This is a genomic window from Acetonema longum DSM 6540 (genome assembly GCF_000219125.1).
GTDB lineage: Bacteria > Bacillota > Negativicutes > Sporomusales > Acetonemataceae > Acetonema > Acetonema longum.
Window position 1 is genome coordinate 1 of record NZ_AFGF01000166.1, and the last position, 25,092, is coordinate 25,092.

24 protein-coding genes and 1 riboswitch are annotated in these 25,092 nt (G+C 51.7%); of the genes, 5 read left to right on the forward strand and 19 right to left on the reverse strand.

Annotated features, from left to right (window positions below; translation table 11 throughout):
• Positions 1-83: 83 nt before the first annotated feature.
• The 6 genes from ALO_RS15385 to ALO_RS15405 all read right to left on the reverse strand — a co-directional run bounded on the left by ALO_RS15385 (position 84) and on the right by ALO_RS15405 (position 6,391).
• Positions 84-464, reverse strand: coding sequence for a hypothetical protein (locus ALO_RS15385; protein ID WP_004097579.1), 381 nt, complete (start codon positions 462-464; stop codon positions 84-86).
• Positions 416-2,140, reverse strand: coding sequence for an ABC transporter ATP-binding protein (locus ALO_RS15390; RefSeq protein ID WP_004097588.1), 1,725 nt, complete (start codon positions 2,138-2,140; stop codon positions 416-418). Before ALO_RS15390 ends, ALO_RS15385 begins: the two co-directional genes overlap by 49 nt.
• Complete coding sequence (locus ALO_RS22870) at positions 2,137-2,796, reverse strand: ABC transporter ATP-binding protein (protein WP_202945795.1); 660 nt, start codon at positions 2,794-2,796, stop codon at positions 2,137-2,139. The genes ALO_RS15390 and ALO_RS22870 overlap by 4 nt, the downstream gene beginning before the upstream one ends.
• A 26-nt stretch (positions 2,797-2,822) precedes the next feature.
• Positions 2,823-3,887 carry an ABC transporter transmembrane domain-containing protein gene (locus tag ALO_RS22875; RefSeq protein WP_202945796.1) on the reverse strand — a complete coding sequence of 355 codons (1,065 nt, stop codon included), beginning with the start codon at positions 3,885-3,887 and terminating at the stop codon, positions 2,823-2,825.
• 528 nt (positions 3,888-4,415) lie between these two features.
• Positions 4,416-5,402 (reverse strand): helix-turn-helix domain-containing protein, encoded by a 987-nt coding sequence (locus ALO_RS15400; protein WP_004097590.1) that lies wholly within the window; start codon positions 5,400-5,402, stop codon positions 4,416-4,418.
• A 236-nt stretch (positions 5,403-5,638) separates the two neighbouring features.
• Positions 5,639-6,391 (reverse strand): AAA family ATPase, encoded by a 753-nt coding sequence (locus tag ALO_RS15405; protein ID WP_004097592.1) that lies wholly within the window; start codon positions 6,389-6,391, stop codon positions 5,639-5,641.
• Between the two features lie 139 nt (positions 6,392-6,530).
• Between ALO_RS15405 and ALO_RS15410 the strand changes: the two genes are divergently transcribed.
• Entirely contained in the window at positions 6,531-6,881 is a 351-nt protein-coding gene (locus ALO_RS15410; protein ID WP_004097596.1) for a L,D-transpeptidase, read from the forward strand.
• 407 nt (positions 6,882-7,288) lie between these two features.
• On the opposite strand, the gene guaD is transcribed toward ALO_RS15410, so the two are convergent.
• The 7 genes from guaD to ALO_RS15450 form a co-directional block, all read right to left on the reverse strand.
• Positions 7,289-8,551: a guanine deaminase gene (gene guaD, locus ALO_RS15420; protein ID WP_004097600.1), complete on the reverse strand. Its 1,263-nt coding sequence runs from the start codon at positions 8,549-8,551 to the stop codon at positions 7,289-7,291.
• Positions 8,552-8,729: 178 nt separating this feature from the next.
• On the reverse strand, positions 8,730-9,290 hold the full coding sequence (locus ALO_RS15425; RefSeq protein WP_004097601.1) for a rubrerythrin family protein: 561 nt from the start codon (positions 9,288-9,290) through the stop codon (positions 8,730-8,732).
• A gap of 59 nt (positions 9,291-9,349) precedes the next feature.
• The gene (bfr, locus tag ALO_RS15430; protein WP_004097602.1) at positions 9,350-9,820 is read right to left on the reverse strand and encodes a bacterioferritin; all 471 of its coding nucleotides are present in this window, start codon (positions 9,818-9,820) and stop codon (positions 9,350-9,352) included.
• A 198-nt stretch (positions 9,821-10,018) separates the two neighbouring features.
• The gene (gene ftsZ / locus ALO_RS15435; RefSeq protein ID WP_004097603.1) at positions 10,019-11,185 is read right to left on the reverse strand and encodes a cell division protein FtsZ; all 1,167 of its coding nucleotides are present in this window, start codon (positions 11,183-11,185) and stop codon (positions 10,019-10,021) included.
• Between the two features lie 261 nt (positions 11,186-11,446).
• Complete coding sequence (locus tag ALO_RS15440) at positions 11,447-12,811, reverse strand: sodium-dependent transporter (protein WP_004097604.1); 1,365 nt, start codon at positions 12,809-12,811, stop codon at positions 11,447-11,449.
• Positions 12,812-12,882: 71 nt separating this feature from the next.
• On the reverse strand, positions 12,883-14,046 hold the full coding sequence (locus tag ALO_RS15445; protein ID WP_004097605.1) for a GNAT family N-acetyltransferase: 1,164 nt from the start codon (positions 14,044-14,046) through the stop codon (positions 12,883-12,885).
• A 9-nt stretch (positions 14,047-14,055) separates the two neighbouring features.
• Complete coding sequence (locus ALO_RS15450; RefSeq protein ID WP_004097606.1) at positions 14,056-14,949, reverse strand: DUF2156 domain-containing protein; 894 nt, start codon at positions 14,947-14,949, stop codon at positions 14,056-14,058.
• 204 nt (positions 14,950-15,153) lie between these two features.
• Between ALO_RS15450 and ALO_RS15455 the strand changes: the two genes are divergently transcribed.
• Together ALO_RS15455 and xth are read left to right on the forward strand one after the other, a co-directional pair.
• Positions 15,154-15,585, forward strand: coding sequence for a DUF350 domain-containing protein (locus ALO_RS15455; protein WP_004097607.1), 432 nt, complete (start codon positions 15,154-15,156; stop codon positions 15,583-15,585).
• A gap of 75 nt (positions 15,586-15,660) precedes the next feature.
• Positions 15,661-16,446 (forward strand): exodeoxyribonuclease III, encoded by a 786-nt coding sequence (xth, locus tag ALO_RS15460; RefSeq protein ID WP_004097609.1) that lies wholly within the window; start codon positions 15,661-15,663, stop codon positions 16,444-16,446.
• 69 nt (positions 16,447-16,515) lie between these two features.
• Here the strand turns inward: xth and ALO_RS15465 are convergent, their stop codons facing one another.
• The 3 genes from ALO_RS15465 to ALO_RS15475 form a co-directional block, all read right to left on the reverse strand.
• Positions 16,516-17,616 carry a hypothetical protein gene (locus tag ALO_RS15465; RefSeq protein WP_004097611.1) on the reverse strand — a complete coding sequence of 367 codons (1,101 nt, stop codon included), beginning with the start codon at positions 17,614-17,616 and terminating at the stop codon, positions 16,516-16,518.
• A 102-nt stretch (positions 17,617-17,718) separates the two neighbouring features.
• Positions 17,719-18,666 carry a dipeptidase gene (locus ALO_RS15470; RefSeq protein WP_004097612.1) on the reverse strand — a complete coding sequence of 316 codons (948 nt, stop codon included), beginning with the start codon at positions 18,664-18,666 and terminating at the stop codon, positions 17,719-17,721.
• A 93-nt stretch (positions 18,667-18,759) separates the two neighbouring features.
• Positions 18,760-20,355 carry a peptide ABC transporter substrate-binding protein gene (locus tag ALO_RS15475; RefSeq protein ID WP_004097613.1) on the reverse strand — a complete coding sequence of 532 codons (1,596 nt, stop codon included), beginning with the start codon at positions 20,353-20,355 and terminating at the stop codon, positions 18,760-18,762.
• A gap of 223 nt (positions 20,356-20,578) precedes the next feature.
• On the opposite strand from ALO_RS15475, the gene ALO_RS15480 reads away from it, so the two are divergent.
• Complete coding sequence (locus tag ALO_RS15480; RefSeq protein WP_004097614.1) at positions 20,579-21,382, forward strand: serine hydrolase; 804 nt, start codon at positions 20,579-20,581, stop codon at positions 21,380-21,382.
• 134 nt (positions 21,383-21,516) lie between these two features.
• Here the strand turns inward: ALO_RS15480 and ALO_RS15485 are convergent, their stop codons facing one another.
• Both ALO_RS15485 and ALO_RS15490 read right to left on the reverse strand, forming a co-directional pair.
• Positions 21,517-22,770: a diaminopimelate decarboxylase family protein gene (locus ALO_RS15485; RefSeq protein WP_004097618.1), complete on the reverse strand. Its 1,254-nt coding sequence runs from the start codon at positions 22,768-22,770 to the stop codon at positions 21,517-21,519.
• Between the two features lie 147 nt (positions 22,771-22,917).
• A riboswitch (Lysine riboswitch) is annotated at positions 22,918-23,086 on the reverse strand.
• Between the two features lie 46 nt (positions 23,087-23,132).
• Positions 23,133-23,564, reverse strand: coding sequence for a sll1863 family stress response protein (locus ALO_RS15490; protein WP_004097621.1), 432 nt, complete (start codon positions 23,562-23,564; stop codon positions 23,133-23,135).
• Between the two features lie 306 nt (positions 23,565-23,870).
• Here ALO_RS15490 and ALO_RS15495 point away from each other — a divergent pair, with 306 nt between their 5' ends.
• Positions 23,871-24,500: a TrkA C-terminal domain-containing protein gene (locus ALO_RS15495; protein WP_004097626.1), complete on the forward strand. Its 630-nt coding sequence runs from the start codon at positions 23,871-23,873 to the stop codon at positions 24,498-24,500.
• On the opposite strand, the gene cobO is transcribed toward ALO_RS15495, so the two are convergent.
• Positions 24,497-25,030 (reverse strand): cob(I)yrinic acid a,c-diamide adenosyltransferase, encoded by a 534-nt coding sequence (gene cobO / locus ALO_RS15500; RefSeq protein WP_004097628.1) that lies wholly within the window; start codon positions 25,028-25,030, stop codon positions 24,497-24,499. The genes ALO_RS15495 and cobO overlap by 4 nt on opposite strands.
• Positions 25,031-25,092 lie beyond the last annotated feature (62 nt).

The window sequence follows — 25,092 nt, forward strand, 5'->3', positions numbered from 1 at the left end:
CTTTACAGAGCCGTCAAAATAAGATTATACTTCTCAATTCTTTATTATAAAGTGAACCAAATTTCACTTACAAGAGACTTCGTTTAAAAAGCCTGTCTACTTGTCCAAACAGGATTTTGTCTCATCTGCTGCGCAAATTGAAAAAACAATGCGCCAATACCTGCTATAATGACAGCTCCCAATGCCAGGCAGCATAAGAATATCGGCTCTGCAGCCTCTTTTTTGACTGATTTTGTCTTATCCCTGTATATTGTATAATCTATCCAACGATTGGACAAGTTGTTTTTGGACTCCATATGGTTAACCGGAGACAATGCCGCTAAAAAAAGAGCTTGCGCAGGATGCTCATTACGGCAATTCTGCACAAGCTCGGCAAAGCCAGATTCAGCTAACAATATGGAGCATATTTTTTCTTTTATATCTTCCAGCTCTTCGCCGCTGCCAGAGTCCCGACCATCCGGCAATAAGCCCCGCCGCCGGCCAAAAGCTCCCGGTGACTCCCCTTTTCGGCAATCCCTCCCTCCTCCAGTACGATAATCTGATCGGCATCCCGGATGGTGTTTAAGCGGTGGGCGATCACCACCACTGTCTTGCCGGTCGTAAGCTGCTGCAGGGAACGGTGGATTTCGTGCTCATTATCGGCGTCCAAAGAGGCAGTGGCTTCATCCAGCAGGACAATCGGGGCGTTTTTGATGATGGCCCGGGCAATGGACAGGCGCTGTTTTTCGCCGCCGGACAGCGTGGAGCCGCCCTCGCCGACCAGGGTGTCAAAGCCGCCGGGCAGTTTTTCGATAAACTGGCGGCAATGAGCCAGCTCGGCGGCCCGGATGACCTCTTCCCGGCCAGCGTCAGGCGCGCCGATTTTGATGTTGTTGTAAATGGTATCGTTCAGAAGGTAAACATCCTGAAATACCATGCTAATTTTGGCTAACAGCCGGTCAGGGTTCAAATCCCGGATGTCGCGGCCGCCGATGAAAATCCTGCCGGAGGTCACATCCCAGAAACGCGCGATCAGGCTGGTGACGGTGGTTTTGCCCGAGCCCGAGCTCCCCACCAGGGCGGTGGTGGTTCCTTCTTTGGCCACAAACCGGATATTCTTCAGCACCGGGGTGCCCGGCTCATAGGCAAAGCTGACGTCGCGAAATTCTATATCATACCGCTCCGGCGGCAGCGCCTCCGCCGCAAAGCCGATCTCCGGCCGGGCATAGGTGTCAACCAGCCTCCGGGCGGCCAGCTCGAAGTAGCGGAATTCATGATACTGCCCGGAGAAGGCCTTCAGCACATTGCTGAGAGCCAGGCTCTGGATGAGAAAAATCACAAAGAGTTCTTTAGTCAGGGTCTGTTCCAGCAGCAGGCCGGCGCCGCTGATCATCACTAAGGGAAAGCCGAGGTCGGCCAGGATGGCAAAGACCATGACAAAGGGGGCGATACCGGCCTCCAGGATAATGCTTTCCCGCTTGAAGGAGCGGAAGGACTGCTCCAGCCTTTGGAAACGGCTGCCGGTCTGGTTAAAGGCTTTGAACACCCGAATGCCGCTTATATATTCGACAATCCGGGAGACAACCTGCCCGATCACTCTGCGTTTGCGAATCCCCAGCCTGGTGACGACCCTGCTGGCCGCCCACAGGATCAGCAGGCCGCCGAGGATAAAGGTCAGCTGCACCAGCGCCAGCCGGTAATCGATCCAGAAGGCCACAGCAACCAGATAAACCGAAAGGAATACCGCTTTGATCAGGTCGCCCATGTAGTGGGTGATGACCCGCTCAAAATCGGCCACGTCATGGGTCATGACTCCCAGCAGGTGACCCATGCTGTTTTTGTCGAAATATCCTAGATAGAGATTTTTTAAATGATTCCCCAGGTTAAGCCGCATGGTTTTGATGATATCGCTGCCCAGGACGTGATACATCGTATAGCCTGTGGCCGTGGCCGCGCAGCGCAGCAAAAAGGCGGCCAGCAGCACCAGGGTGTAAAGGCCCAGCTTATGCAGGGAAAAGGTTGCGTTCATCAGGTCGAGAATCAGCAGGTAGAGCACGCCGTAAAAGACCATGCTGATCAAAGCATCAAGCATCATCAGCCCAATCGGAGGCCACAGCCGTCTGATATCTTTCCCCAGCAGCAATCGAATCGTACCGATCATGTCCTCACCTCCATCAAGGGTTTATCGGCTTCTGCGCTTTGCAGCCGCCATAAATGCTGATACAAGGGCTGGCCTGCCAGCAGTTCCTGATGGGTCCCCTGGCCGGCGACCCGTCCATTGTCCAGCACAATAATGCGATCGGCATGCTGAATGGTATACAGACGGTGGGCAATGACCAGCACGGTTTTTTTACGCAGCAGCGCCGTCAGAGCGGCCTGGATTTTTCCTTCGTTTTCAATATCGGCGTAAGAAGTGGCCTCATCCAGCACGACCACCGGCGCATCCTTCAGCAGGGTCCGGGCAATGGCGATCCGCTGCTTCTGCCCGCCGCTGAGCTTGGTCCCCTGCTCCCCCAACACCGTATCATAGCCCTGGGGCAGCGACAGGATAAAATCGTGTATCTGTGCGGCCTTGGCAGCTTCCAGCACCGCCTCCCGGGACACCGACTGCCCCATGCGGATATTCTCGTAAACCGTGTCATGGAGCACAAAGGTCTCCTGAAACACAAAGGCAATCTGCTCCATTAGGCTTTCCAGCTCCAGGTCGCGGATATCATGCCCGCCGATCCGTATGACGCCCCGCCGGACATCCCAAAACCGTCCCAGAAGCTGGGCCACCGTGGTTTTCCCCGCTCCCGACGGGCCGACCAGGGCCACGGTTTCACCGGGGCGTACCGTAAAGCTCAGGTCTTCCAGGACGCTGACCTGGTCATACTCAAAGCCAACATGGTCAAACTCAATGGCATAACGGCCGTTTTTATCCAGCCGGACAGAACCGTTTGGCTGCGCCGGCTCTCCAGAATGGCCCGGACTTTGCCCATGCCTTCCAGCACCATCGAAAAACTCGAGCCAAATTCCACCAGCGCTTTGAACGAATTCAAAAAGCCCAGGCTTAACGTCAGAAACAAGATATATACCGGCAGCTCGATCCGGCCGGTCAGGAACAGATAGCCGCCGCCGGGAATGACAAACAGCAGCGGCGACTCAATGATCACGGTGAAAATGCCGTACACCGGGCCCATCCGCCTGGCGATCGTCCGCCAGAAAACCGCGTATTGCTCGGCGCTCTGTTTGTATTTGGCGAAGGAATCGGCCGTCAGATTAAAGGCTTTGATCACCGGCATGCCGCAGATATATTCCATAATCGCCCCATGCAGCCGGCCCAGCAGTTCATAATACTCTTCCATGCGCTGGCGGTAACCCCGGAACGAGGCTGCCTGGAACAGGACGGCCAGGCCTACGGGAAATAACAGGAGCAGCGCCAGTCGGTAATCCACGCCCAGCAAATAGAGGAAAATCACCAGCGGCGCCGCAGCTGCCGCCACCAGGTCCGGGATTTGGTGGGCAATGAAATTTTCCAGCTTTTCAATGTCCTCATTGATCGTCTTCTGCAGTTCGCCGCTGGTCCGGCTGACAAAAAAGCCCATGCCCAGCCTGGCGAAATAAGCCACCGCTTTCAGGCGCAGCTTATAGAGGATGGTGAAGGCCGCAATGTGGGAAAACACGCCGGAAAGCATGAACAGAAGGAACCGTAGGACGATTACGGCCGCCGTCAGCTTCACCCACAGCAGCATTTCCTCCATGGCAAAAGCGGGCTGCATCAGCTCCCGCAGCATGACAGACAAAAACACATAGGGGGCAATGGCCGCCACGGCGCTGGCGGCGCTGAAGCCCGCCGCCAGATACAGCCTGTATTTTTCACTGCCGGCAATTGTCAATAAATAAGCAAAATGGGATTGTTGTTTCATAAGCTCCCTCCTCCCCTCCACTATAATCGGGTTTCAGGCCGCTATTCCACTCCGCCAGGCACTGACCCCCCTCCAAACGGCACTTTGACAGGGGACCGTTGAAAAAGGCCCATCTGCGTCGTTGCTCCTGCGGGCGGGCTCATTCAGAAAACATCCCTTTTCGGGTTTGTATGCAGTAGTCTATTTTGCTGTGACTACACCGAAAAGTGATTTGTTTTCCTCCTGATCTCACGATGCTCCGCATCTTTCTAGTATCGACGTACCCTCCAAACGTACAGTCTCACGCCCGTCCTCGTCGCGCTGTATCAGAATTTGTGACTTTTCGGGAGATAGGTAATAGCGGATAATTTCTTATAAGCCAAAAAGTCACCTAAATTCTTCACTAGTACGGCAACGCAGGCGTTGCTCTTACCTAGCATCTGGACCTTTTTGAACGGTCCCAGATTCAAGGCTATAGATGGGTTTCGCAAACAAAATCCCAGGATCAAGGCAGGTTGTGCCTTGATCCTGGGATTTTTTCGTTTTCGGCTATCCTCTGTTTTTTTTATATTCACTGGGGGTCATGCCGGTATGCAGTTTGAAGGCGGTGGCGTATTTGCTGGGGTTGGCATAGCCGACCTCGCTGGCGATATCGGCTATGCTGAGGTCGGTATGTTTCAGCAAGTTCAGGCTTTTCTCCAAACGCTGCTGCTTGACATAGCCGTAAATGGTCGTTTGATAGGCCCGTTTAAAATTGCGTTTCAGCGTCCCGCTGTTGGTATGAAGGATTCGGGCCAGTTCGGCAATAGAAGGCGGCTGATACAAATGTTCCTGCAGATATTGCCGCGCCCGGTTCACAAGATCCAGATCCCGGGGCGGCAGGGCCCCGTCATCTACCTTTTCCTCCCGGGCCTGCAGGGAGCCGCTTACAAAATCCATAACCTTAGCCTGAAACGCCAAAAAGGCGGCCACATGGCTCACCGGAGGGCCTGACTGGATTTCTCCGGCCAGCCGCAGCAGGGCAAGCGGCGCGTTTCTGACCAGCAGGCGCTGCTGCCGCATCAGCAGGCCGATATTGCAGCGCCACTCATCGTCCAGTTGTCCGACGCAGCCCGGCGCCAGCCAGCCGGCCAGGTAATCATGGTGCACATGAACGGAAAACCCGGTATACTCCCAGGCGCTCAGCCTATAGGACGGCAGAAAATTTTTATGATAATAAAACATCATTTGTCCCGCCGCCAATTCATATTGCTCATTTGGCTCATAAAGGCCGACCTGCATGGAACCTTCCAGGCAACAGCTGATTTCCAGCATATCCGGCTGCAGGCATACATTATTCAGTTCCAGACAGGATGCGGAAAAGCCGTGCCAATAATTTATATCCAGTCCCTCTCCCAGCATCAGCCGCCGCGCCGTTCCCTCCCCGTATTTACGGCTGACGCGGTAATGGATACCGGTCCCGTCGCATGAGACCGGTATCAGATAATGCTCCTGAATCATTCTTTCATAATGCCGCCCAATCAAATCATGCTTCACGCTCACTCGCCTCCGCCAAATGCTGCAGCCTGCCCGGTCTGTTCCCATTCTTTGTTTTATTGATGATAATGATTATCATTGATAATTATAGCACCGGACCCACAAATCCGCAATCCTCTATCACTGGCAAAAGAATGGCCTATGCCCCGCGTGCCGGCATTATGGCCGTAAAGAGCACGAGTACCCGTCACCATAAAATAAGGCCTCCGGGGAAAGCCGGAAGCCTTATCAGGCGTTTACTCGCCTAGTAGAATCTTTAGCATTTTGGGGCGGTTGTTGGCAAACTCTTTCATGACCGAATAATGCTCGGTCTGCTCGTAATCCACCTGCTGGATGCCAGACCGGGTCAATTGAAGGATCAGACTGTCAGGATAAGCCATAATAATCGGGGAATGGGTCGCAATAATGAGCTGCGAGTTTCGCCGCACCAGTTCATGCATGCGCGTAATCAGGGCCATTTGCCGCACAGGAGACAAGGCTGCCTCCGGTTCATCCAGAATATACAGCCCGTTGCCACTCAGCCTGTTTTGAAACACAGCGAAAAATGACTCCCCATGCGACATCTGATGCAGGGATTTTCCGCCGTACGAGGCAATCACCTTCCCGCCGGGCCCGCCTTCAGAATCCAGCTGTTCAATCGATGTCGCCAGGTTATAAAAGCTCTCCGCACGGAGAAAAAAACCGTCGCGAGGACGCCTTGTACCTTTAACCAGCCGGATGTATTCGTTGAGTTCGGAGTGGGATGCCTGGGTAGCAAAGGTAAAATTGCTTGTGCCGCCCTCGGCGTTAAACCCCCAGGCAATCGCCATGGCCTCCAGCAGGGTGGACTTGCCAGTCCCGTTCTCACCCACAATGAAGGTAACCCGTGGGTGCAATGCCAGCTCATGCAAATTGCGAATCGCCGGCAGGGAAAACGGGTAGGCGTCAAAACGCGGGACCTTATCCCGCAGCAGCTGCACGCTGCGGATATATTGCCGGGTGTCAAACATTCTGCATCACCTCACTGTAGGGGCGGGTTTTGTACGGGCGGGGTTTTTGTACGGGCGGGTTTCAAACCCGCCCCTACGGGGCCAGGATATCACATATGAGGATACCGGTCATATGATAAACCAAGAAAGGAAGGTGCACATGAAAAAACATATCGTAGTGAATCTGAAAAACATGCGCCTATCTTATTTTGAGGAAGATACCTTTATCAAGGAGTATTCAATCGGCATTGGCAAGCCGCCAACACCCACCCCGCCGGGGAACTACCAGGTGCTCGAGAAATTGACTTTTGACAGCCCTGCCGCATCGGAATGGGATTTTGGCTCCAGAAGGCTGGTCCTGTCCTCGGACAAAACCTGCCTGCACGGTTCCTGGAACGGCCCGGTGGAAGGCTATGTTTCCGGCGGCTGCGTGAGAATGTACAATCCGGATATTGAGGAACTGTTTGACAAGGTGGAAATCGGCACAGCCGTCAGCATGGTTGAGGGATGATCATCGGCCGTAGGGGCGGATGTAGGGGCGGGTTTCAAACCCGCCCTTACAAAACCCGCCCCTACGGGGGATTCGGGGGATTCGATTGGTTCGCTAATTTCAATAATACCATGAACATGGTTAGGCATTATTACACATGCGTGCAATGCGATATGATGATAATGCTTTGGCAGATCGTCCCATACTGACTGCACGATTTGTCCTTTTTCGTTACATATCATGATTCCATTTTCGATTTTGCCAAAGAGGCACTCCCGATTATGGCTGCAAATTGTGACGAAATAGAATCCTCGCTGTGCATAATCATAGCCTTTTAGCCGCATGGAATGCCGGTGATGAATATCGGGGTTGTATTTCATTCGCCAAGCACCTCTGCATGTTTTATTTTATCCTATTGCCCGCCCTTCTCATCCTATCTTCCTGCCGGCGGCATACCGCGCCGCAATATCCGCTGTGGTTCCCGTGTAAATAAACCGCTGCAGCTTTTCCAGCGGCTCCATGTCCCACCCCGCCGCCGTATCATTAATCACCAGCGCATCCAATGCATAGCCAGGCTCAAAACTCCCCACCCGGCCGAAAAAGCTGCCGCCGCCTTTGGTCGCCAGATAAAAGGCCTCCGGCAATGTGAGAGGCTGATGCTCCGCCTCAAGGGCATGCTTTATTTTAGACAGCTGGATGGCCCGGATCATGGTCTGAGGCATGGACAGGCTGTGTCCGGCGCCCACATCGCTGCCCAGGCCAACCTTGACCCCGGCGTTCAACAGTTTGCGGACCGGCATGATTCCGCTGGATAAATTCATATTAGAGTCGGGGCAATGGACTGCTATGACCTGATTTTCTTTCATGCTTTCCATAGCGTTGTCGCTGAGATGAATGCAGTGAGCCATCAGAGTCGGCGTCCGGCCAAACAAGTGATAGTGCTGATACACCTGATGGTATTCCCGGTGTTCCGGGAACAGTTCCCTGACCCACTCAATTTCACCGGTATTCTCCGCCAGATGGGACTGAACCGCCGCATCATATTTTATGGCCAGTTTTCCCAGCCCATCCATTAAAACTCTGGTACTGGTCGGCGCGAAGCGGGGAGTAATAATCGGCTTGACCAAGGAGTTCCCTGTCCACTCCGCCAGAATTTCTTCCGTGGCCTGTAGGGACTTTGCAGTATCTTCTTTCAGGAAATCAGGGCAGTTGGCATCCATGTTGACTTTGCCCACATAGGCCCCTAAGCCCCGACGGGCCAGAACGGCAAACAGCAGCCGGCTGGTTGAAAGGTGAACGGTAGCGTATACTGCTGCCCGGGTTGTTCCCTGAGCGATCAGTTCCGACGCGAAGGCTTCATAAACCCGGGAGGCGTAATCCGGATCGCTGAACTTTCCTTCTTCCGGAAAAGTGTACCGATTCAGCCAGTCCAGAAGTTTATAATCCAGCCCCAGGCCCCGCTGGTTAAACTGAGCCCCATGGGTATGCAAATCCACAAATCCCGGGATGATCAACTGATTCGTGTAATCATGAATCCGAAGGGCTTGATACTGGGCCGGCAACGCCGGACAGATCTCGCGGATCACGCCGCCGACAGCAATCAGGTAACTGTCCCGGTAAACTTTGAAGTTCCGGGCATCCGGCGTAAAAATAATATTACCTTTTAAAATCAGCACGGATTGCTCTGCCATAGCTTACTTCCTTCTCCCCTTGCGGGGGATGTTTTAATAATTGGCGATTATTTTTTCGTATTTTTCATAAACAACACACCTCTTGTGATATAGCAATAGATAGAAAAAAGGCCCTGTCCCGGTGGTGCACCGATGCGCAGGGCCGTATGTGATCTTGCTCGGGCTTTTCTACCCGGGATTAAGCGGAAAAAACCTTAAACAACTCTTTTTTCACCTTACAGACCGGACATTGGTCCTCCATGTGACCTTCGCCGGTAAAGCCGCATACCGGACAGACGTAATAATCCTTCGTCGGCAGGTCCTTGCCGGCTTTAGCCGCATCCTGGGCGGCTTTGAACATGGTAACATGGATCTTTTCGGCTTCCAGAGCATAATGGAAGGAACGCTGGGCTCCGCTTTCCTGCTGGCACTGAGCCACCTGGAAATAAACAGGATACATCTGCTCCACTTCATGGACTTCACCGTCAATGGCCCACTGCAGGTTTTCGGCCACCGACCCCATGCCAAACTCCGCTCCGGCCGTCACTGTCGCCCCGCCCGTCTGTTGACCAAGCTCCCGGAAATGATTAAAGGCGTGAACCTGTTCTGCATAGGAAACAGCCCGGAATAATCTGCCGATATTGGGCATTTCCTTTTTTTCCGCATCTTCGGCCCAGGTCAGATACCGCATATGGGCCATAGATTCGCCGCCGTAGGCGGAACGTAAGAAATCGGCAGTCATAGCATTCTTGACCGGCATATGATCAACTCCCTGTATCAATCAATGGTGTCACGTATCATATTCAGCAATTAAAATAGCTACCCTCCTACCTGAGTGGTTAAAAAGATAGGCAGAGTCATGTGAGAAATTTGATCTTGCAATTCTTCGATCTCATCAATATGAGCATCTTCGTCCTGTAAAATATGTTCCAAAATTTCACGGGTTGCGAAATCATTCACGTCACCAGCCAGTCTGATGGCCGCATTGTACGCTTTGATGGCGTCTTCTTCGGCAGCATGATCACATTCCAGCTGCTTGGGGATATCATTGCCGATGTGAATAGCCTTGAGTTCAGATACTACGGGGACGCCTTCTAAAAAGAGGATTCTGGCAATCAGTTTTTCAGCATGCTTCATCTCATGGATGGCTCTCATTTCGAACTTGGCATGAAGTTTATCATACCCCCAGTTAGCACACATCTCGGAATGAACAATGTACTGATTGATTGCCGAAAGCTCGTCGGCGAGAAGCGAGTTCAAAGTTTCGATTAGTTTAGGATTCCCTTTCATTGGACTAAAACCCCCTTCTAAATTTAATAATTTTCCTCGTTAGTAAATTTCTATTCTCCATCAGTTTTCCCTGCCATTTTAAACATATACGAGTATAATTTAACAACTTTAATTGAGATTACAAAAAATTAGTCCCATAAAAAACAGGAAAATTCCTGGTCCTTTATGGGACATTGAACATAGTCGGGCCCTGCCGTTCTATTTATTCTTTTTCAGGTCCTCCGGCATGATTATGCCCTTGTGCCGCATAAATTCCGGAATATCCAGTACATAGCGGCGCAAGGTCTCGATACTGGGAGTATCCGCTTTGCCGGCCGCCGCTTCCCTGATGCCGGCCTGGGGCGTAGGCAGAGGGGGGACTATTTTAGTCGGGGGGCTTGTCCGGTTGGCAGCCACAGGCTGCGGCGCCGCAGCGGCCTTGAAGCCGGTAGCGATCACGGTAACTTTAGCTTCATCCTTCAGGGTTTCGTCAATAGTAGCGCCGAAGATAATCATGGCATCCGGGTCAGCTACCCGGGTAATCAGGTCCGCTGCCTCATTGACTTCGAAGATGCCCATGCCGGCGCCGCCGGTAATGTTTAAGAGCACCCCTTTGGCCCCCTCCATAGAGGTCTCTAACAGAGGGCTGCGGATAGCCGCTTCAGCCGCCGCGATCACCCGGTTCTCCCCGCTGCCTATACCCACGCTCATCAGAGCCGATCCGGCGTCAGTCATGATCGTTTTTACATCGGCAAAGTCGCAGTTAATCAGTCCGGGGACGGCGATCAGGTCCGAAATTCCCTGGACCCCTTGCCGCAGCACATCATCAGCAATGTGAAAGGCTTCCACCATGGAAGTGCGTTTATCCGCCATTAAAAGCAGCCGGTCATTGGGAATGGTAATCAGGGTATCCACATGCTGCATGAGCTTTTCCATGCCCTGAACGGCCTGAACTTGCCGCCGCTTGCCTTCAAAATTAAAGGGTTTGGTCACAACTCCCACGGTCAGTGCCCCCAGAGAGCGAGCCACCTCGGCTACAATCGGCGCAGCGCCGGTGCCGGTGCCGCCTCCCATGCCGGCGGTCACAAACACCATATCCGCCCCCTTAATGGCCTTGACCAGATCATCATAGCTTTCCTGGGCCGCTTTTTCGCCTATGTCCGGGTTAGCGCCCGCACCCAGTCCTTTGGTTAACTTGCCGCCAATTTGAATCCGGTAGGGAGCCTGGGAGGTCAAGAGAGCCTGGGCATCGGTATTGACGGCAATGAATTCCACGCCCTTCACATTGGCGCTGATCATGCGATTGACCGCATTATTGCCGCCTCCGCCTACCCCGATGACCTTGATCACACAGTAGGTCTCGTTCTCCATATCTAATTGTAACATCAAAAGAATCCTCCCTTATCAAGATCAAGATCAAGCGACTGTTGCGCCTGATTCTCTCAAAGCCGGATCTGAAAACCTCATTAATAGCATTATAACTGCATCGAATCGTCATATAATCTGCAGCTATCAGTTAGAAATATCCAGTTATTATATTATACATAATCAGGCATTTTCCTGTCGCAAAAAAAGGTAGTTTTATGTCATCCAGCGATTTTTGTTGCGACTAAAACCGCCAAATTTTTCCTTTGAAATCATTGTACATTAAAGAATACCGATCGAGTTCAGGAAAACCAAAACCAATAGTGCCGGCGTCACATAACGAATGACAACCAGGAATACGTCAATGATGCCGGATTGGTTTACGCTTCCATAGTTAGACAGTTCCCGGCGTAGATTCTCCCGGTCGATCCGCCAGCCCACAAACAGGGCAATCAGTAAGCCTCCCAGAGGCAGCAGAATATTGGAGGAAAGATAGTCAAACCAGTCAAAAAAGCCACGTCCGCCAAACTGAACTTGTCCCAGCGGGGCGGCAGGGTCAGCTGATAAGGCTGCCAGCACGCCGAAAAGGAGAATAATTCCGGCGTTTAAAAACGCGGCCTTTTGACGGGTGAAGCCTTTTTCCTCGCTAAAATAGGCTACCGGCACCTCCACCAAAGAGAGCATGGCCGTGGTGGCGGCAATGGATGTCAGGAAGAAGAAGGCAATCAGCATAATATTGCCCAGAGGCATCTGGGAAAAGACCAGAGGAATCGTCATAAACAAGAGTCCCGGTCCGGCCCCCGGCTCCATGCCAAAAGCAAATACCGTGGGGAAAATGGCCAAGCCGGCCAGCATGGATACCGCCGTATCGGCAAGAGCCACCCGGGAGGCTGTCTGAAACAAGTTGTTATCTTGGGTGAAGTAGCTGCTGTAGGTCGTCATGGTGCCCATCCCCAGAGACAGTTTAAAGAAAGCCAGTCCCAGGGCAGTAAGAATGACCGGTCCGGTCAGCTTGGCAAAATCCACTTCAAACAAGAACTTGATCCCGGCTTCAGCTCCCGGCAAAGTTATGGCCCGAATATCACAGATCAGGATTAGGATGAACAAGAGCGGCATTAAGGTTTTGGTGATTTTTTCGATCCCCTTCTGCACTCCCAGGGCTAGTATACTGGCAACCACCACCATGACAATAGCCTGCCACATAATAGCCGAACCCGGATTGGTTACGGCAGAGGCAAATTCCGCCTGGGCTGTGGCCAAAGTCACGTTGGCGAAATCCCCCTTCAGGGCTTTAAACAGATAGTAATACACCCAGCCGGCGACACAGCTGTAAAAAAACATGATTAAATAAGACGAGACTACGCCCATGGTGCCGATATGCTTCCAATTGGTTCCCGGCCGCAGTTCGGCAAAAGCGCCTACCGCGTTTTTCCGGGTTTTGCGTCCAATATAAAATTCGGCGACCATGACCGGAATCCCCGCCAACAGAATACAGAGGAAATACACCAGTAAAAAAGCGCCGCCGCCGCTTTGTCCGGTCAAATACGGAAACTTCCAGATGTTTCCCAAACCGACGGCTGAACCCAGAGTAGCGAAAAAGACTGCCAGACCTGATGAGAAAGTCTCCCGATGCTGATTCTTGCTCATTGCTTTTCTCCTCTTTTCATCCGCGTTGTCTGTGCCTCTCCCAGGCAACAGCATTCCCTGGCTTTCTATTTTTAAAAATATTCGTTAATATAAGTCACGCATGGGGGGAATATCGCACCCAGCTTGGCCACAGCTTCAGGCTGCCCGGTCAGAGCGCCTTGACGCCATAATTGACTGGCGCTCAGCCGCCCGAAAAATAGCTGCGTCAGAGGCCCCACCTGGCACTCCAGCTGCGCCGGGGCCTGGTCGGCGACCTCCACCCGGCCCTGCCCGCCGCTCACGGTCAGGCGAAAGCAATGATGGTTCCAGGGGGCCATATCATCCTGCACCCGGATAGTCAGGCTGTCCTCAAGTTCGGCCGGATAACGGATAGCCTCCAGGGCCTGGGCCACGTCCACCAGTCTGGCAGTCATAAAGGGATACATCCGGATATCCTGTTTGGGATCAAACAGAGAAAGATAACTCAGATCGTCCAGGGGCGCATTCCAGTCGATAAATTCGGCCTGGGACCGATGACCGTAAATAAAGCTGAACAGTGCGGCCTGGGCGCGCGCATCGGCATAAACCATATCTTTAATCAGCATGGTTTTTCCTTTGAATGAATACATGATGTAGCCGGCCGGCTGGCCGTCCATTTCCAGACAATAGACGAATCCCCTGTCGTTGATATGTTCATTCAGGCGATGCAGCCAGTCCTGCTGAGTACGCTCCACATAGCCGTGTTTGCCCGCCACGAACCTGGCGTAACTTTGCGCAAAAAAGTCCAAGGTCACCGATTCAATGTACAGGATGTTGCCGGCAGGTTTGGCCAAAGGCCGCAGGTCCTCCAGCTTAACCATATACACCAGATGATGGTAACATAAAAGCCATTGATAGGGCGCATAAAAGCCGGCTTTCGACGGCATGAGAATGCTGACCCAGTGATCCCGGCGGCGCATCTCCTCGAGAGAAGCCGTCAGCAGCCGGCGGATCATGCCGCCCCGCCGAGCTGCAGGATCAGTGGCCACTCCTACGATATAGGAGGCGGCCAGGCTGCTGCCCCGCAAGCTGAGCTGATAGGGATGCAAATGCAGGCAGGTCAGGAGTTCTCCGTTTTCGTATCCTCCCAGCCCGTTGCCCCGGTCGTAAAATTGGGAAAAATACCAGCTGAAAAAAGGTTCGTCGCCGTTAAAGGAATAAGACCACAGCCGGCGCACAGCTTTATCGTCTTTCTCAGTCACGAGCCGAAAGTCCATGGTCTCGCCTCACTTTACGACAACGTCATACTTCTCAATATATTTTACCGGGAAATATGATTCTTTCGCCTTGCGAATGCCCTCGAGCCCCATGTCTTCTTCCCGGTTAATAAACTGCATATCAGACCAAGCATGGGCGCAGAACATCTGATTGATGGCCTGGTATCCGCCCCGCATTTCAAAATTGGCCTTTTCCACATGAATCACGGCTGTATCATTATTGAGCTTTTCTCCCATGGTAAAGGCAACGACCTTGCCGTTAACATAAAGGACTCCCCCCTGAAAACTCAGTTGATCAAAATTCAGTAAAGCTTCCTGAATGGCGTTCCGCTCCAGGACCAGGGAAGGATCCTTGTCGCAGCCGTTCTGGATGCACCATTCACCAGCGTACTCAATGCAGTCCGGGACCAGCTTTTTAGTCAGAGGCTTATACTCATAGTCCGAGTAGAGCCGCTTGAAACTATTCAGGTGGTTCTTTTTGGTATGATAGTTTTTCCCCTTCAAATGAATTAAATCATCCGCCGCATAAACATAGTCAAAATTATCCCGGTCAGGAGTAATTTGGAACTTGCCGGGGAAGAATTTCTCCAGGAGTTCCACTATATCGGGTGTAGCGGCTTTCATCAAAAACTTATGCCCGGTTGCGGCAAAATGAGCCAGCATCTGCTCCATAACCGCCCGGTAGCCCTCAGGTTCGCCGAAAGGAGGCAGTATGTAGTCCACGCCGTCGTAGGACGCTTTAAGGCATAAGTAGCCGTCAGCCTCGGCCCAGCAGATGTTATACCACTTGCGCCACATAAATAAATGGGTAAAGGTACAGGCGGATTGTTCATAACGCCGTGTTAAAAAATACCGGTCAAAAACCGGTTTATCTGTCAGTTGAATATCGCGGAAAAGAATCATAAATTATTAAGTTCCCCCTCAAACTAGATTATCTCTACTATTGTAACTCAGGCAGACAGGAGAAGTCAAAAAGATTGCGAAAGCCGGATTTTCAGCGTAACGAAAAGGATTCAGGCCCCCGGCAGCGAATCTCAATAGCAAATCCATAATATACCGGTCGATCCGGCCGGTGAAAGCAGCAAGTGTAGAAAGGAGAATGATTGCGTGAACCTGCAAGGAGCTAATTTCGCCAATTTTTTTACATATCTGGCGCTTTCTCTGCCTTTATTGGTCCTGGGGGCCTATATCTTCATTCTGAGCACCCCTTATAAAGAGCTTCATCTCATCAAGGAAGGCAGTCAGGACCAGGCCAAATCTCTTGCCGCCAAGGCGGCTGCCTATGATTTAGGCGGTAAAATTCTGGGACAGTCTATTGTACTGGCTTCGGCCATTTATCACGCCATCAATCCTGCTGACTTGATCATTTGGGGGATTCTTGGCATGGCCTTTCAAGTCATCGTGTTTTATCTGTTTGAGTTTTTGACCCCCTTCAAAGTAACGGATGAAATCGCCAAGGGCAATGTAGCCGTTGGGATTTTGTCTTCCCGGATCAGCTTCGCAACGGGACTCCTCTTAGCGGCTGTTATCAGCTACTAGGGAACCGTTGAAAAGACCCAGATTCGAGGCTGCAAATGGAATGTTACAACAAGCTCTAGACGGAGAGGAGAGCTTATGAGACAGTGGAAAATTGTTAGTTTTAACGTGAATTCGGTGCGGGTTCGCCTGGAGGATCTTCTGGCCTGGATGGGCCAGGAAACCCCTGACGTGGTTTGTTTGCAGGAAACTAAGGTGCAGGACCCGGATTTTCCGGTGTCGGCATTTACGGATATCGGATATCATGCAGCTTTCTTGGGGGAAAAGAGCAAAAACGGTGTGGCCGTCCTCAGCCGGGAGAAGCCGGCTGAGATAAAAACCGGCCTGGACGAATGGGGTCAGCCCGGTGAAGCCCGGCTGATCGCCGCCCGCTTTGACCAAATTGCGGTAGTCAATACGTATGTTCCCCAGGGACAAGACCCGCAAATCGAATATTTTCAGTACAAATTAGCCTGGCTGCGTCATATGCGGGACTACTTCAGCCGCCATTACACTCCTTCGGAGCCGGTGGTTTGGCTGGGAGACCTGAATGTGGCGCCGGAACCCATTGACATCTATGACCCAAAGCGTCTCTTAGGCCGGGTAGGGTATCACCCGGATGAACATGCGTCCTTTGCCTATACAAAAGAGTGGGGATTCACCGATGTATTCCGCAAGCACGTACCGGAAGGCGGCCACTATACCTTCTGGGACTACCGGGTCATGAACGCCCTGGACCGGGGTCTGGGCTGGCGGATCGACCATATTCTGGCTACTGAGAATCTGGCTGCCCGCTCCACCGGCGCCTGGGTGGATACCAGCCTGCGGCGGCTGGCAAGACCATCAGACCATGCGCCAATTATTGCTATGTTCGATTTGGATTGAAAAAAGGCCCTTTGTTTGCTGCGAATGCGCGGCAGACGGAGGGCCTTTAAAACGATAAGAGCAGACGGGTTAAGTCTGTTGATGAATCAGGGTTATGATTTGGCAATCTGTGCAAATTTCCGCATAGAGTGTCCCTTCGCTGTAATCACTAAGGATATCCCACTGAAGCGCTGCCAGCAGTTTCATCGTTTTGCCGCAGTCAGGGCAGCTTTCATATTGCGCATCCTGTATCCAGTCGGCAAAGCCGCCGATCGTGCAGACTTCGTCGCCTCCGCAGGCGTAAAAAGGCGCAACAGGCTCACGGGTCAAGCCCAAAACGCGCGCATTGTTCGCCAGCTGAGCCACTTCCGCTTCGTCCATGTGGTTTTTATTCTCATAGGGTTCGATAATTTCCATCCGGCTTTCGCCATTCACTTGATAACGTACTAGGATCTTGTCACTCATAACCGCACAATTAGGGCAGACCGGCACTTTCACTTTGCCCCCCAGCCTAAGAAACGCAAGCCGCGCATCATTTCCATCCAATGTCAGCATATCAACCAGGCGGCAGCCGCAAACCGGGCAGTGATCCTCTCTTAAGCTGCCGATTTTGACTGCTTCATCAGCAGGAACCCCAGGAAGAATAGCATAACAGCAAGGATATGCCACCTCATAACGGTTTCCGTTCTCGTCATAGCTCCAGCCGCCGTATTGGGCGTAGACAGACGGATTGACATGCAGCTTTTTTCGCCACGGCTGGGGATTGTTCTCTAATTCGTAAAAGGTTTTCAGCACCACAGCATCGCCGCACATGGCAAGGCATAACAAAAGGTCATTGGCGTTTTTGCAGTCAGGTCTCAGCAACCGGTCAATCAGCCTGTCTCTCACGGCTGTCGAAGCATTGCGGTAAATGGCGGAAGGATAGAACACGCCTTTTGCCAAAGCTGCTTCTGCAATTTTTTCAGTACTGATATTGTGGTATGCCAACAAAGCGTTAAAATCTTTATATGTTTTTTCAAAAGCGCCTATCGTTTCAATATGCTCCACAATATCCTGAATGGCTTCTTCAATTTGCCTGTCAGACATAACGAGATATGCTTCACGTTTTTTGCGGCCTCTGCACTGATAGCAAAGACCTTCAAAGTATATTTCCCTGCCGCATTCCTGGCAGGGCTGGGCTGATCTGGCCATGAAAACACCTCCTGCATTTTAACGACGCAGTTTACCATTATTATACTTCACAATTGAGTATTCCATATATTTGAATTTAAGCAAAACTTCCCTGCTATGGGTTTACATCATAGTGTCCTGAATAACCCGCCATGCGTTCCGCCAGCATATTTTTTCGATCTCTCCGCTGGTGAAGCCGCTTTGTTCCAGTGCCTGCACCAATTTGTCGATTTCGCCCATATGCTCTATCTCAAGCTGCGACGAGCTGATGCCGTCAAAATCCGTTCCCAGGGCCATAACTTCAATGCCGCCTGCATTGACGATATGCCGGATATGGCGCACCATATCCTCAATTCTGGACGTAGCGGGATCCTCCCCCAGAAAGGCATGACAAAAATTCAGACCGGTGATGCCGCCTTTTTCCGCCAGGAGGCGAATCATCTCGTCGGTCAGATTGCGGCTGTGTCCGGTTATGCTGCGGGCATTGGAGTGAGATGCCACAAAGGGACGGCTGGATAATTGGGCTACATCATAAAACCCCTGGTCTGACAAATGGGATACATCCACAATCATCCCCAACCGGTTCATTTCCGCCGCCACTTCCCGGCCAAATCCGGTGAGCCCCTGGTTCTGATGGGTCCATTCATGATTGGGATAGCCGATTTCATTAGGATAGTTCCAGGTCAGGGTAATGAGCCGCACGCCCCGTTCGTAGGCCTGATAAAGGTTTTCCATCTGGCCTTCCAGGACGCCGCCGTCTTCGATAGTCAGGAAGGCTGAGATATAACCGCTATCCCGGTTGGCTTTCAGTTCCGCCACGCTGCGGGCTAAAGCAATCCGCCCGCTGTTTTGCGCCAATTCCTGCTGGAATAAATCAGCCATGGCGTTAAAAGCGGTGAAGGGCTGTGGATGGCTTTCAAGGTCTATAAACACGGCGAAAAACTGGGCCAGAGAGTGACCGGCCTGAAGTTTCTCAAGGTCAATGCTGAGATGGTTTTCAGAAAGCGCCGCCTTCCCTTCTGACCGCCATAGTTTCAGAATGGTGTCGCAGTGCCAGTCGATGATATGCATCAATATCCCTCCCCGATGACGATATGATATGCGGCGGCGGCAGCCGAAACAGTTATGATTTCGAATGCCGCCGCCATTTTTGCCAAATTATATCTACTGTTGAAGGTAAGCGCCTTTCAAATACACCGTGCCAAAAACGGTGCGAATGTAGCCCTTGACCTTGTCCTTGACCAAAAGCGGGCTGGAGTGGAAGTACAAAGGCAGCAGGACGGCGTCATCCATCAGAATCTTCTCGGCGTCGTGCATGGTCTGCATGCGGACAGACTGGTCGTTGCTGGTTCTGACGATCTGTATCAGCCGGTCATATGCCCGGTTGGAGTAGCCGGGGACATTATTGCCGTTGCCGGTTTCAAACAGTTCCAGAAAGGTGATGGGATCGGCATAGTCTCCGAGCCAGTTGTCACGGGCCACCTGGAAGTCATACTGTTCCAGGTTGGAGACATAGACTTTCCATTCCTGATTGGTCAATTGGACCTGAACGCCTAAATTTTTCTTCCACATTTCCTGCACGGCTTCAGCCACCAGTTTGTGGCTTTCACTGGTATTATAGAGTAGGGTGACCGGCGGCAATCCCTTGCCTTCGGGGTAACCGGCCTCAGCCAAAAGGCGCCGGGCCGTCTCTACATCATGATCTTTCAGGAGCGCCCCGCCTACCTGGCGGAAATCCTGATCCGGTTTGGCATCACTCAGACCGGGAGGAACCAGGCCATAAGCCGCTTGCTGACCGCCCTGAAGCGCTTTTACCGTCAGAGCGTCCCGGTCTACAGCCAATTGAAAGGCCTTTCTCACTTTAGGATTGTCAAAGGGAGCCTGATTTACGTTAAAGGAATAATAGTCCGTACCTAATTGGGGATACAGGAAAGCTTTCTTCTCCCGCAGCAGACGGGGGACTTCACTGGCCGGCATAGTTTCGCCCATGTCCAGCTGATCCCGTTCAAACATGGATACTACCGTAGAAGCATTGTCCAGGAGCAAGAGTTCCAGCTTATCCATTTTCACATTGGCCGCATCCCAGTATTGAGGATTTGGGGCCAGTTCCATTTTATTGTTATGGACCCATTCTTTCAGGATAAAGGGGCCATTGCCCACCAGGGTCTTGGGGCTGGCGGACCATCTTTCATCGGTAGAGACGATTTTTCGGTGCACCGGATAGTAGGTATGAAAGGCGGCCAGAGACAAAAAGTACGGAGTAGGACGCTCCAGAATCACTTCCAGGGTATAATCGTCCACTGCCCTGACTCCTACAGTATCGGCGCTGGCCAGTTTGTTGTTATAAGCCTCGCCGTTTTTCAGATAGTACATCTGATAGGCATAGGCAGAAGCCAGTTCAGGACTCAATGCCGATTTCCAGGCATATTCAAAATCCTGGGCCGTGACCGGATCACCGTTGGACCACTTGGCATTCTTTCGCAGGAAAAAGGTATATTTCGCACCGTCAGCTGATACTTCCCATTTTTCCGCCGCAGCCGGCGCCGGCTGATTTTTTTCGTTAATCGTGGTGAGTCCTTCAAACAGTTGGGCTTCGACGGTTGAAGCAGCGACACTGGTGGATTTGCGCGGATCAATGGTTTCTGGCTCGGCACTCAGCGCATAGCGCAAATACCCGGTCTCTTTGTCGCCGCAGCCGGCCATCATGCCTGTCAGCAAGACAATGGCAACCAGCCAGAAAATAACGGATTTCTTTTGCACAATGATTCTCCTTTCGCCTGCATTACTGCATGCTTTGCACCTGGTGTTATATCGGTTGAAAGTTCTCCTTTAAAGGCAAAAATTCCTTTTCTTTGATTCGATGACCGCATAAGAATATTATTCCTCAGCGGCTTTATTCCGACCATATTGCCTTGAAAGGCGAAACAGACTACAATGACTATGACAACACACGATATTTTTCCATTAAAGGAGAGTACGAATCATGTCCTTGCCGCCATCCCGCCTGGCGCCCCTGGCGGGATTGATCCAAGACCGGATTCAAAAAGAGCCCGGCTTTTATTCCCTGGCCGTCAGTCTGCCGGATACGCAGGACCGGATCAGTATCAATTCTCGCCGCATGAGTTCGGCCAGCCTGATCAAAATCTACATTATGACGGAAACGCTGCGCCAGGCTAAAGAGGGCATTCTGGCTCTTGATGAACTGCTGACCGTTACCGCCGCCAACCGGGTAGGCGGCGCCGGTGAACTGGAATTCGCCGCTTATGGCTCTCAATACACCATACTGCACCTTGTGGAAGTCATGATCACCGAAAGCGACAACACGGCTACCAACTTACTGATCGACCGTATCGGCATGGACAGCGTCAACCGGTGCATGGCCGGCCTGAATGCAGCAGACACCGAATTAGCCCGCCGGATGATGGATTTTGCCGCCCGCCAGGAGGGCCGGGACAACTACACCTCGGTCACCGATATGGTCTCTGTTCTGGAACGGCTGTATCACCGCTGCTGCCTGGACCCTTTCTGCGACAGCGTCATGCTGGCCATATTAAAACAGCAGCAGGACCGGGTCAAAATCCCCCTGTACCTGCCGCCGGGAACGGTTGTCGCCCATAAAACCGGCGAACTGGATTATACCGAACATGACGCCGGCATTGTCTATGGGTCGAAGCACTCCTACGCGGTAGCTATCATGGCCGAGCAGCTAATGGATGTGGCTTATGGACGGCATGTGATTGCCAATATGTCAAAACTGATTTTCGAGTATATTCAGGAACTGCCTTAAGAGCCTGCAAAAGCAGGCTCTTCTTCTATGTATTCCGCTTTCCGTCTTAGCTATCTGCTACCCTGTCATGTAGAACTGTTCAAATGAAAAGCGCACTCCGTCAAGGAAGCGCTTTTCATTACACGAATCTTTCTTTACAGCCGGGAAAAATCCAGAGTGGCAAACAGGTCATCCAGGGTTTCGGCGCGGCGGATCACCTGGACGCTTTTATCGGGCTTCAACAGCAGTTCGGCGGAGCGCAGCTTGCCGTTGTAGTTGAATCCCATGGCATGGCCGTGAGCGCCGGCGTCATGAATCACCAAAGTATCACCGATGTCAATCCGGGGCAGTTTGCGGTCCACGGCGAACTTGTCGTTATTTTCGCACAGGCTGCCGGTTACATCATACATGTGGTCCAAAGGCAGATTTTCTTTGCCAGCTACTGTGATATGATGATAGGAGCCGTAAATGCCGGGGCGCATCAAATTGGCCATGCAGGCATCCAGGCCTATATAATTCTTGTAAATTTCTTTCTTGTGGAGAGCCTTGGTCACCAGATATCCGTAAGGTCCGGTAATCATGCGGCCGCACTCCAGGGCCAGCTCGAGAGGCGCCAGACCGCTAGCGGCAATCTTCTCCTCATAGACTTTCTTAACCCCCTGGCCGATGACCTCCAGGTCCACGGCGTCCTGTTCCGGGCGATAAGGAATACCGATGCCGCCACCGAAGTTGACCAGCTCGATTCGGATGCCGTTCTCCCGGTAAATGCCTACAACCAGATCAAACATCATCACGGCTGTTTCAATAAAGAAAGCGGGATTCAGCTCATTGGAAATGACCATAGTGTGGAGGCCGAACCGTTTGGCGCCTTTGTCCCTGGCCATTTTATAAGCGGCGATCAACTGCTGGCGGGTCAGGCCGTATTTGGCATCCTCCGGCTTGCCGATAATGGCGTTGCCGCCTTGCCGCAAGGGTCCCGGATTGTACCGGAAGGAAATCAGTTCCGGCATGCCGGCATGCTTTTCCAGGTAATCCAACTGGGTAATATCGTCCAAATTGATGACGGCGCCCAGTTGCCGGGCTTTTACATACTCTTCGGCCGGGGTGTCGTTCGAGGTGAACATGATATTTTCTCCGACAATGCCAGCTTTTTCGGACAAGATCAATTCAGCCAGCGAACTGCAGTCAGCCCCTACCCCTTCTTCCCTCAACAGCTTCAGGATATAAGGATTGGGAGTAGCCTTTACGGCAAAATATTCCTTAAATGAGGGTGCCCAGGAAAAGGCGGCCAAAAGCTTCCGGACATTCTGCCGGATAGCCTGTTCATCATAAATATGAAAGGGAGTCGGATGCTGTGCTATAATTTCTTCCAGTTCCGTCTGTGAAAAGGGCAGTGTTTTTTTTGCCATATTCATGCCTCCTGTAGTTTGTACTCCGGTCGGTATCAACCGGTCGATCATATCTGATGAGCGGCGGCAAAGAAAAATAAAAGCGATTGCGCATACTCTCACAACCGCTTAGTATAATAACATACTGAGCCATTCAGCTGAATCAGCCGGCAAGATAGCGCTCCACCCGAAGGTGACAGTTCTGCGCCTGTTCGACGCAACCCCAGCAGCAGCATAGTGTCAATATCCCGCAGCTTCGGCAAGCCTGCCTTTTCCTTCCGTTCTTTGCCGACAGCTCCCGGAAGGTACTGATCATGCCCGCACCTCTATCACGGATATGAAATTGTTTTTATCATACAGTATCAGGATTCCTCTGTCAATGTCTATTTATCAAATTTCGACACAGCCTCTTTATAGGATTTTTCCAGACTACCCATTGCTGCGTCCATGCCGGATTTTAATGCCCCCCAGGCTTCGGCGCTGGCCGAGGTTAATTCGCCTAATTTGTTCTGTGTCGTCTGTTTTTCTTTTTCCAGAGCGGCAATTTGCTCCGTTATTCCCTGTTTGGACTGATCGGTAGCCTGACTGGCTTTAGCCTTTAATTCGTCAATTTGTTTCGAAAGATCGTCAATTTTAGTTTGGGCTTGTTTTTGATATTCTTCTTTTTGCTGCAGTGTATACGTTTTAGTTGTTTCAACAGCTTCGGCGGTTTTTTGCTGCACGTCCTTAGCGGTAACTCCCTTGGATGAATCGCTGCCGCAGCCTGCCAGTAATAAAGTCCCGGCCAATAGTGAAATTGCCAGAATTTTGGTCATTCTGATCCTCTCCTCGCCTTTATCGAATTCTAAAGATTTCCAGGAATAACCGGTGGATGATTGATGTATATGTATATATTAACAAGTTAAGCAATCTTTATCAATATTCGGCAAAATAATTCCCCAGACCCTTATAGCTAACCCTGTACTCTCCGGATAGCAACCATATTGCATACGGTAAAGAAGGAATATTTGCCAATGTCTAGAAATGTATTTACTCGATTACATTATGATATATGATAATGTATTATATGGTCTTAGCAAACTTCTAAAAGTCTGTTGTAAAACTCACTGTGGAGGATGAATATGTCAACCAGCCCGTCCATCTATCATTCTATTTCCCTGGATATTGCTCAGCGCATTATAAACGGGGATTTTCCCGTAGGGGGAAAGATATCCGGCCGGTCACTTTTAGCCGGCCATTATAATGTGTCCCCGGAAACCATCCGAAAAGCTGTTGCCCTGTTAAAAGACGCCAATGTGCTTAGCGTCTCCCAGGGAAAAGAAATCCGGATCACTTCAGTGGAGCAGGCCTATTATTACATTGAGCATCATAAGAGCATGCATTCGGTCTATTCTCTAAAACAGGAGCTGGAATTGCTGCTGCAGCGCAAGCAGGAAATAGACCGGCAGCTGGAAGATGTCCTGACCAATATCATCAGCTACTCTGACCGTCTGAAAAATTTAACTCCCTATAATCCGGTAGAGATAAAGATATCCTCCACGTCTCATGTGGTAGGAAAAACCATCACCGAGCTCAAACTCTGGCAAAACACCGGCGCCACCCTTGTAGCCATCCGGCGCGGTTCCGAGATCACCGTCTCGCCCGGTCCCCTGGCCGTCCTCCAGGGCAATGACCAGTTGGTGGTGGTAGGACAGGCCGGGTTCTTTCAGCGATTTACGGATTTCATTCAAGCTCCGGCTGCAGACGCTTAGAATTCAATTCCCTTTTGGGCCTTAATTCCCTTCTGATAAGGGTGCTTGATCTCTTTCATCTCAGTTACCAAATCAGCCCTTTCAATAACATCCGCCGCCGCATTGCGCCCAGTCAGTATCAGGTGCAGGGCGGCTGGTTTTTTATTGAGCAATGCCAGGACTTCTTCCAGGGTGATCAACCCATAATGCAGGGCATAATTCACCTCATCCAGGATGATCATATCCCACTGGCCGGAGGACATCGCCTCTTCCGCCGCCTTAAGGGCTTCCGCCGCGGCCTGGCGGTGCTCAGTGGCTTTATCCTGGGTGGCGCCTTTAACAAACCCTTCCCCCATCTGCCGGATGATAAACCGGGGGCCCAGTTGCTGTGCTGCCGCCAATTCACCATATTTCCAGCCGCCCTTAATAAACTGGATGATCAGGATTCTCATCCCCTGCCCCCAGGCTCGGAAGGCCATGCCCAAAGCAGCGGTGGTTTTGCCCTTGCCGTTGCCGGTGTGAACGATAATAAGACCCTGCGCATCTGACATTTTAGATTCCTCCCTTTTCTAGGTTTATTACCAGGCGGCCCACCTTCCGGTCCGGTGTCTGT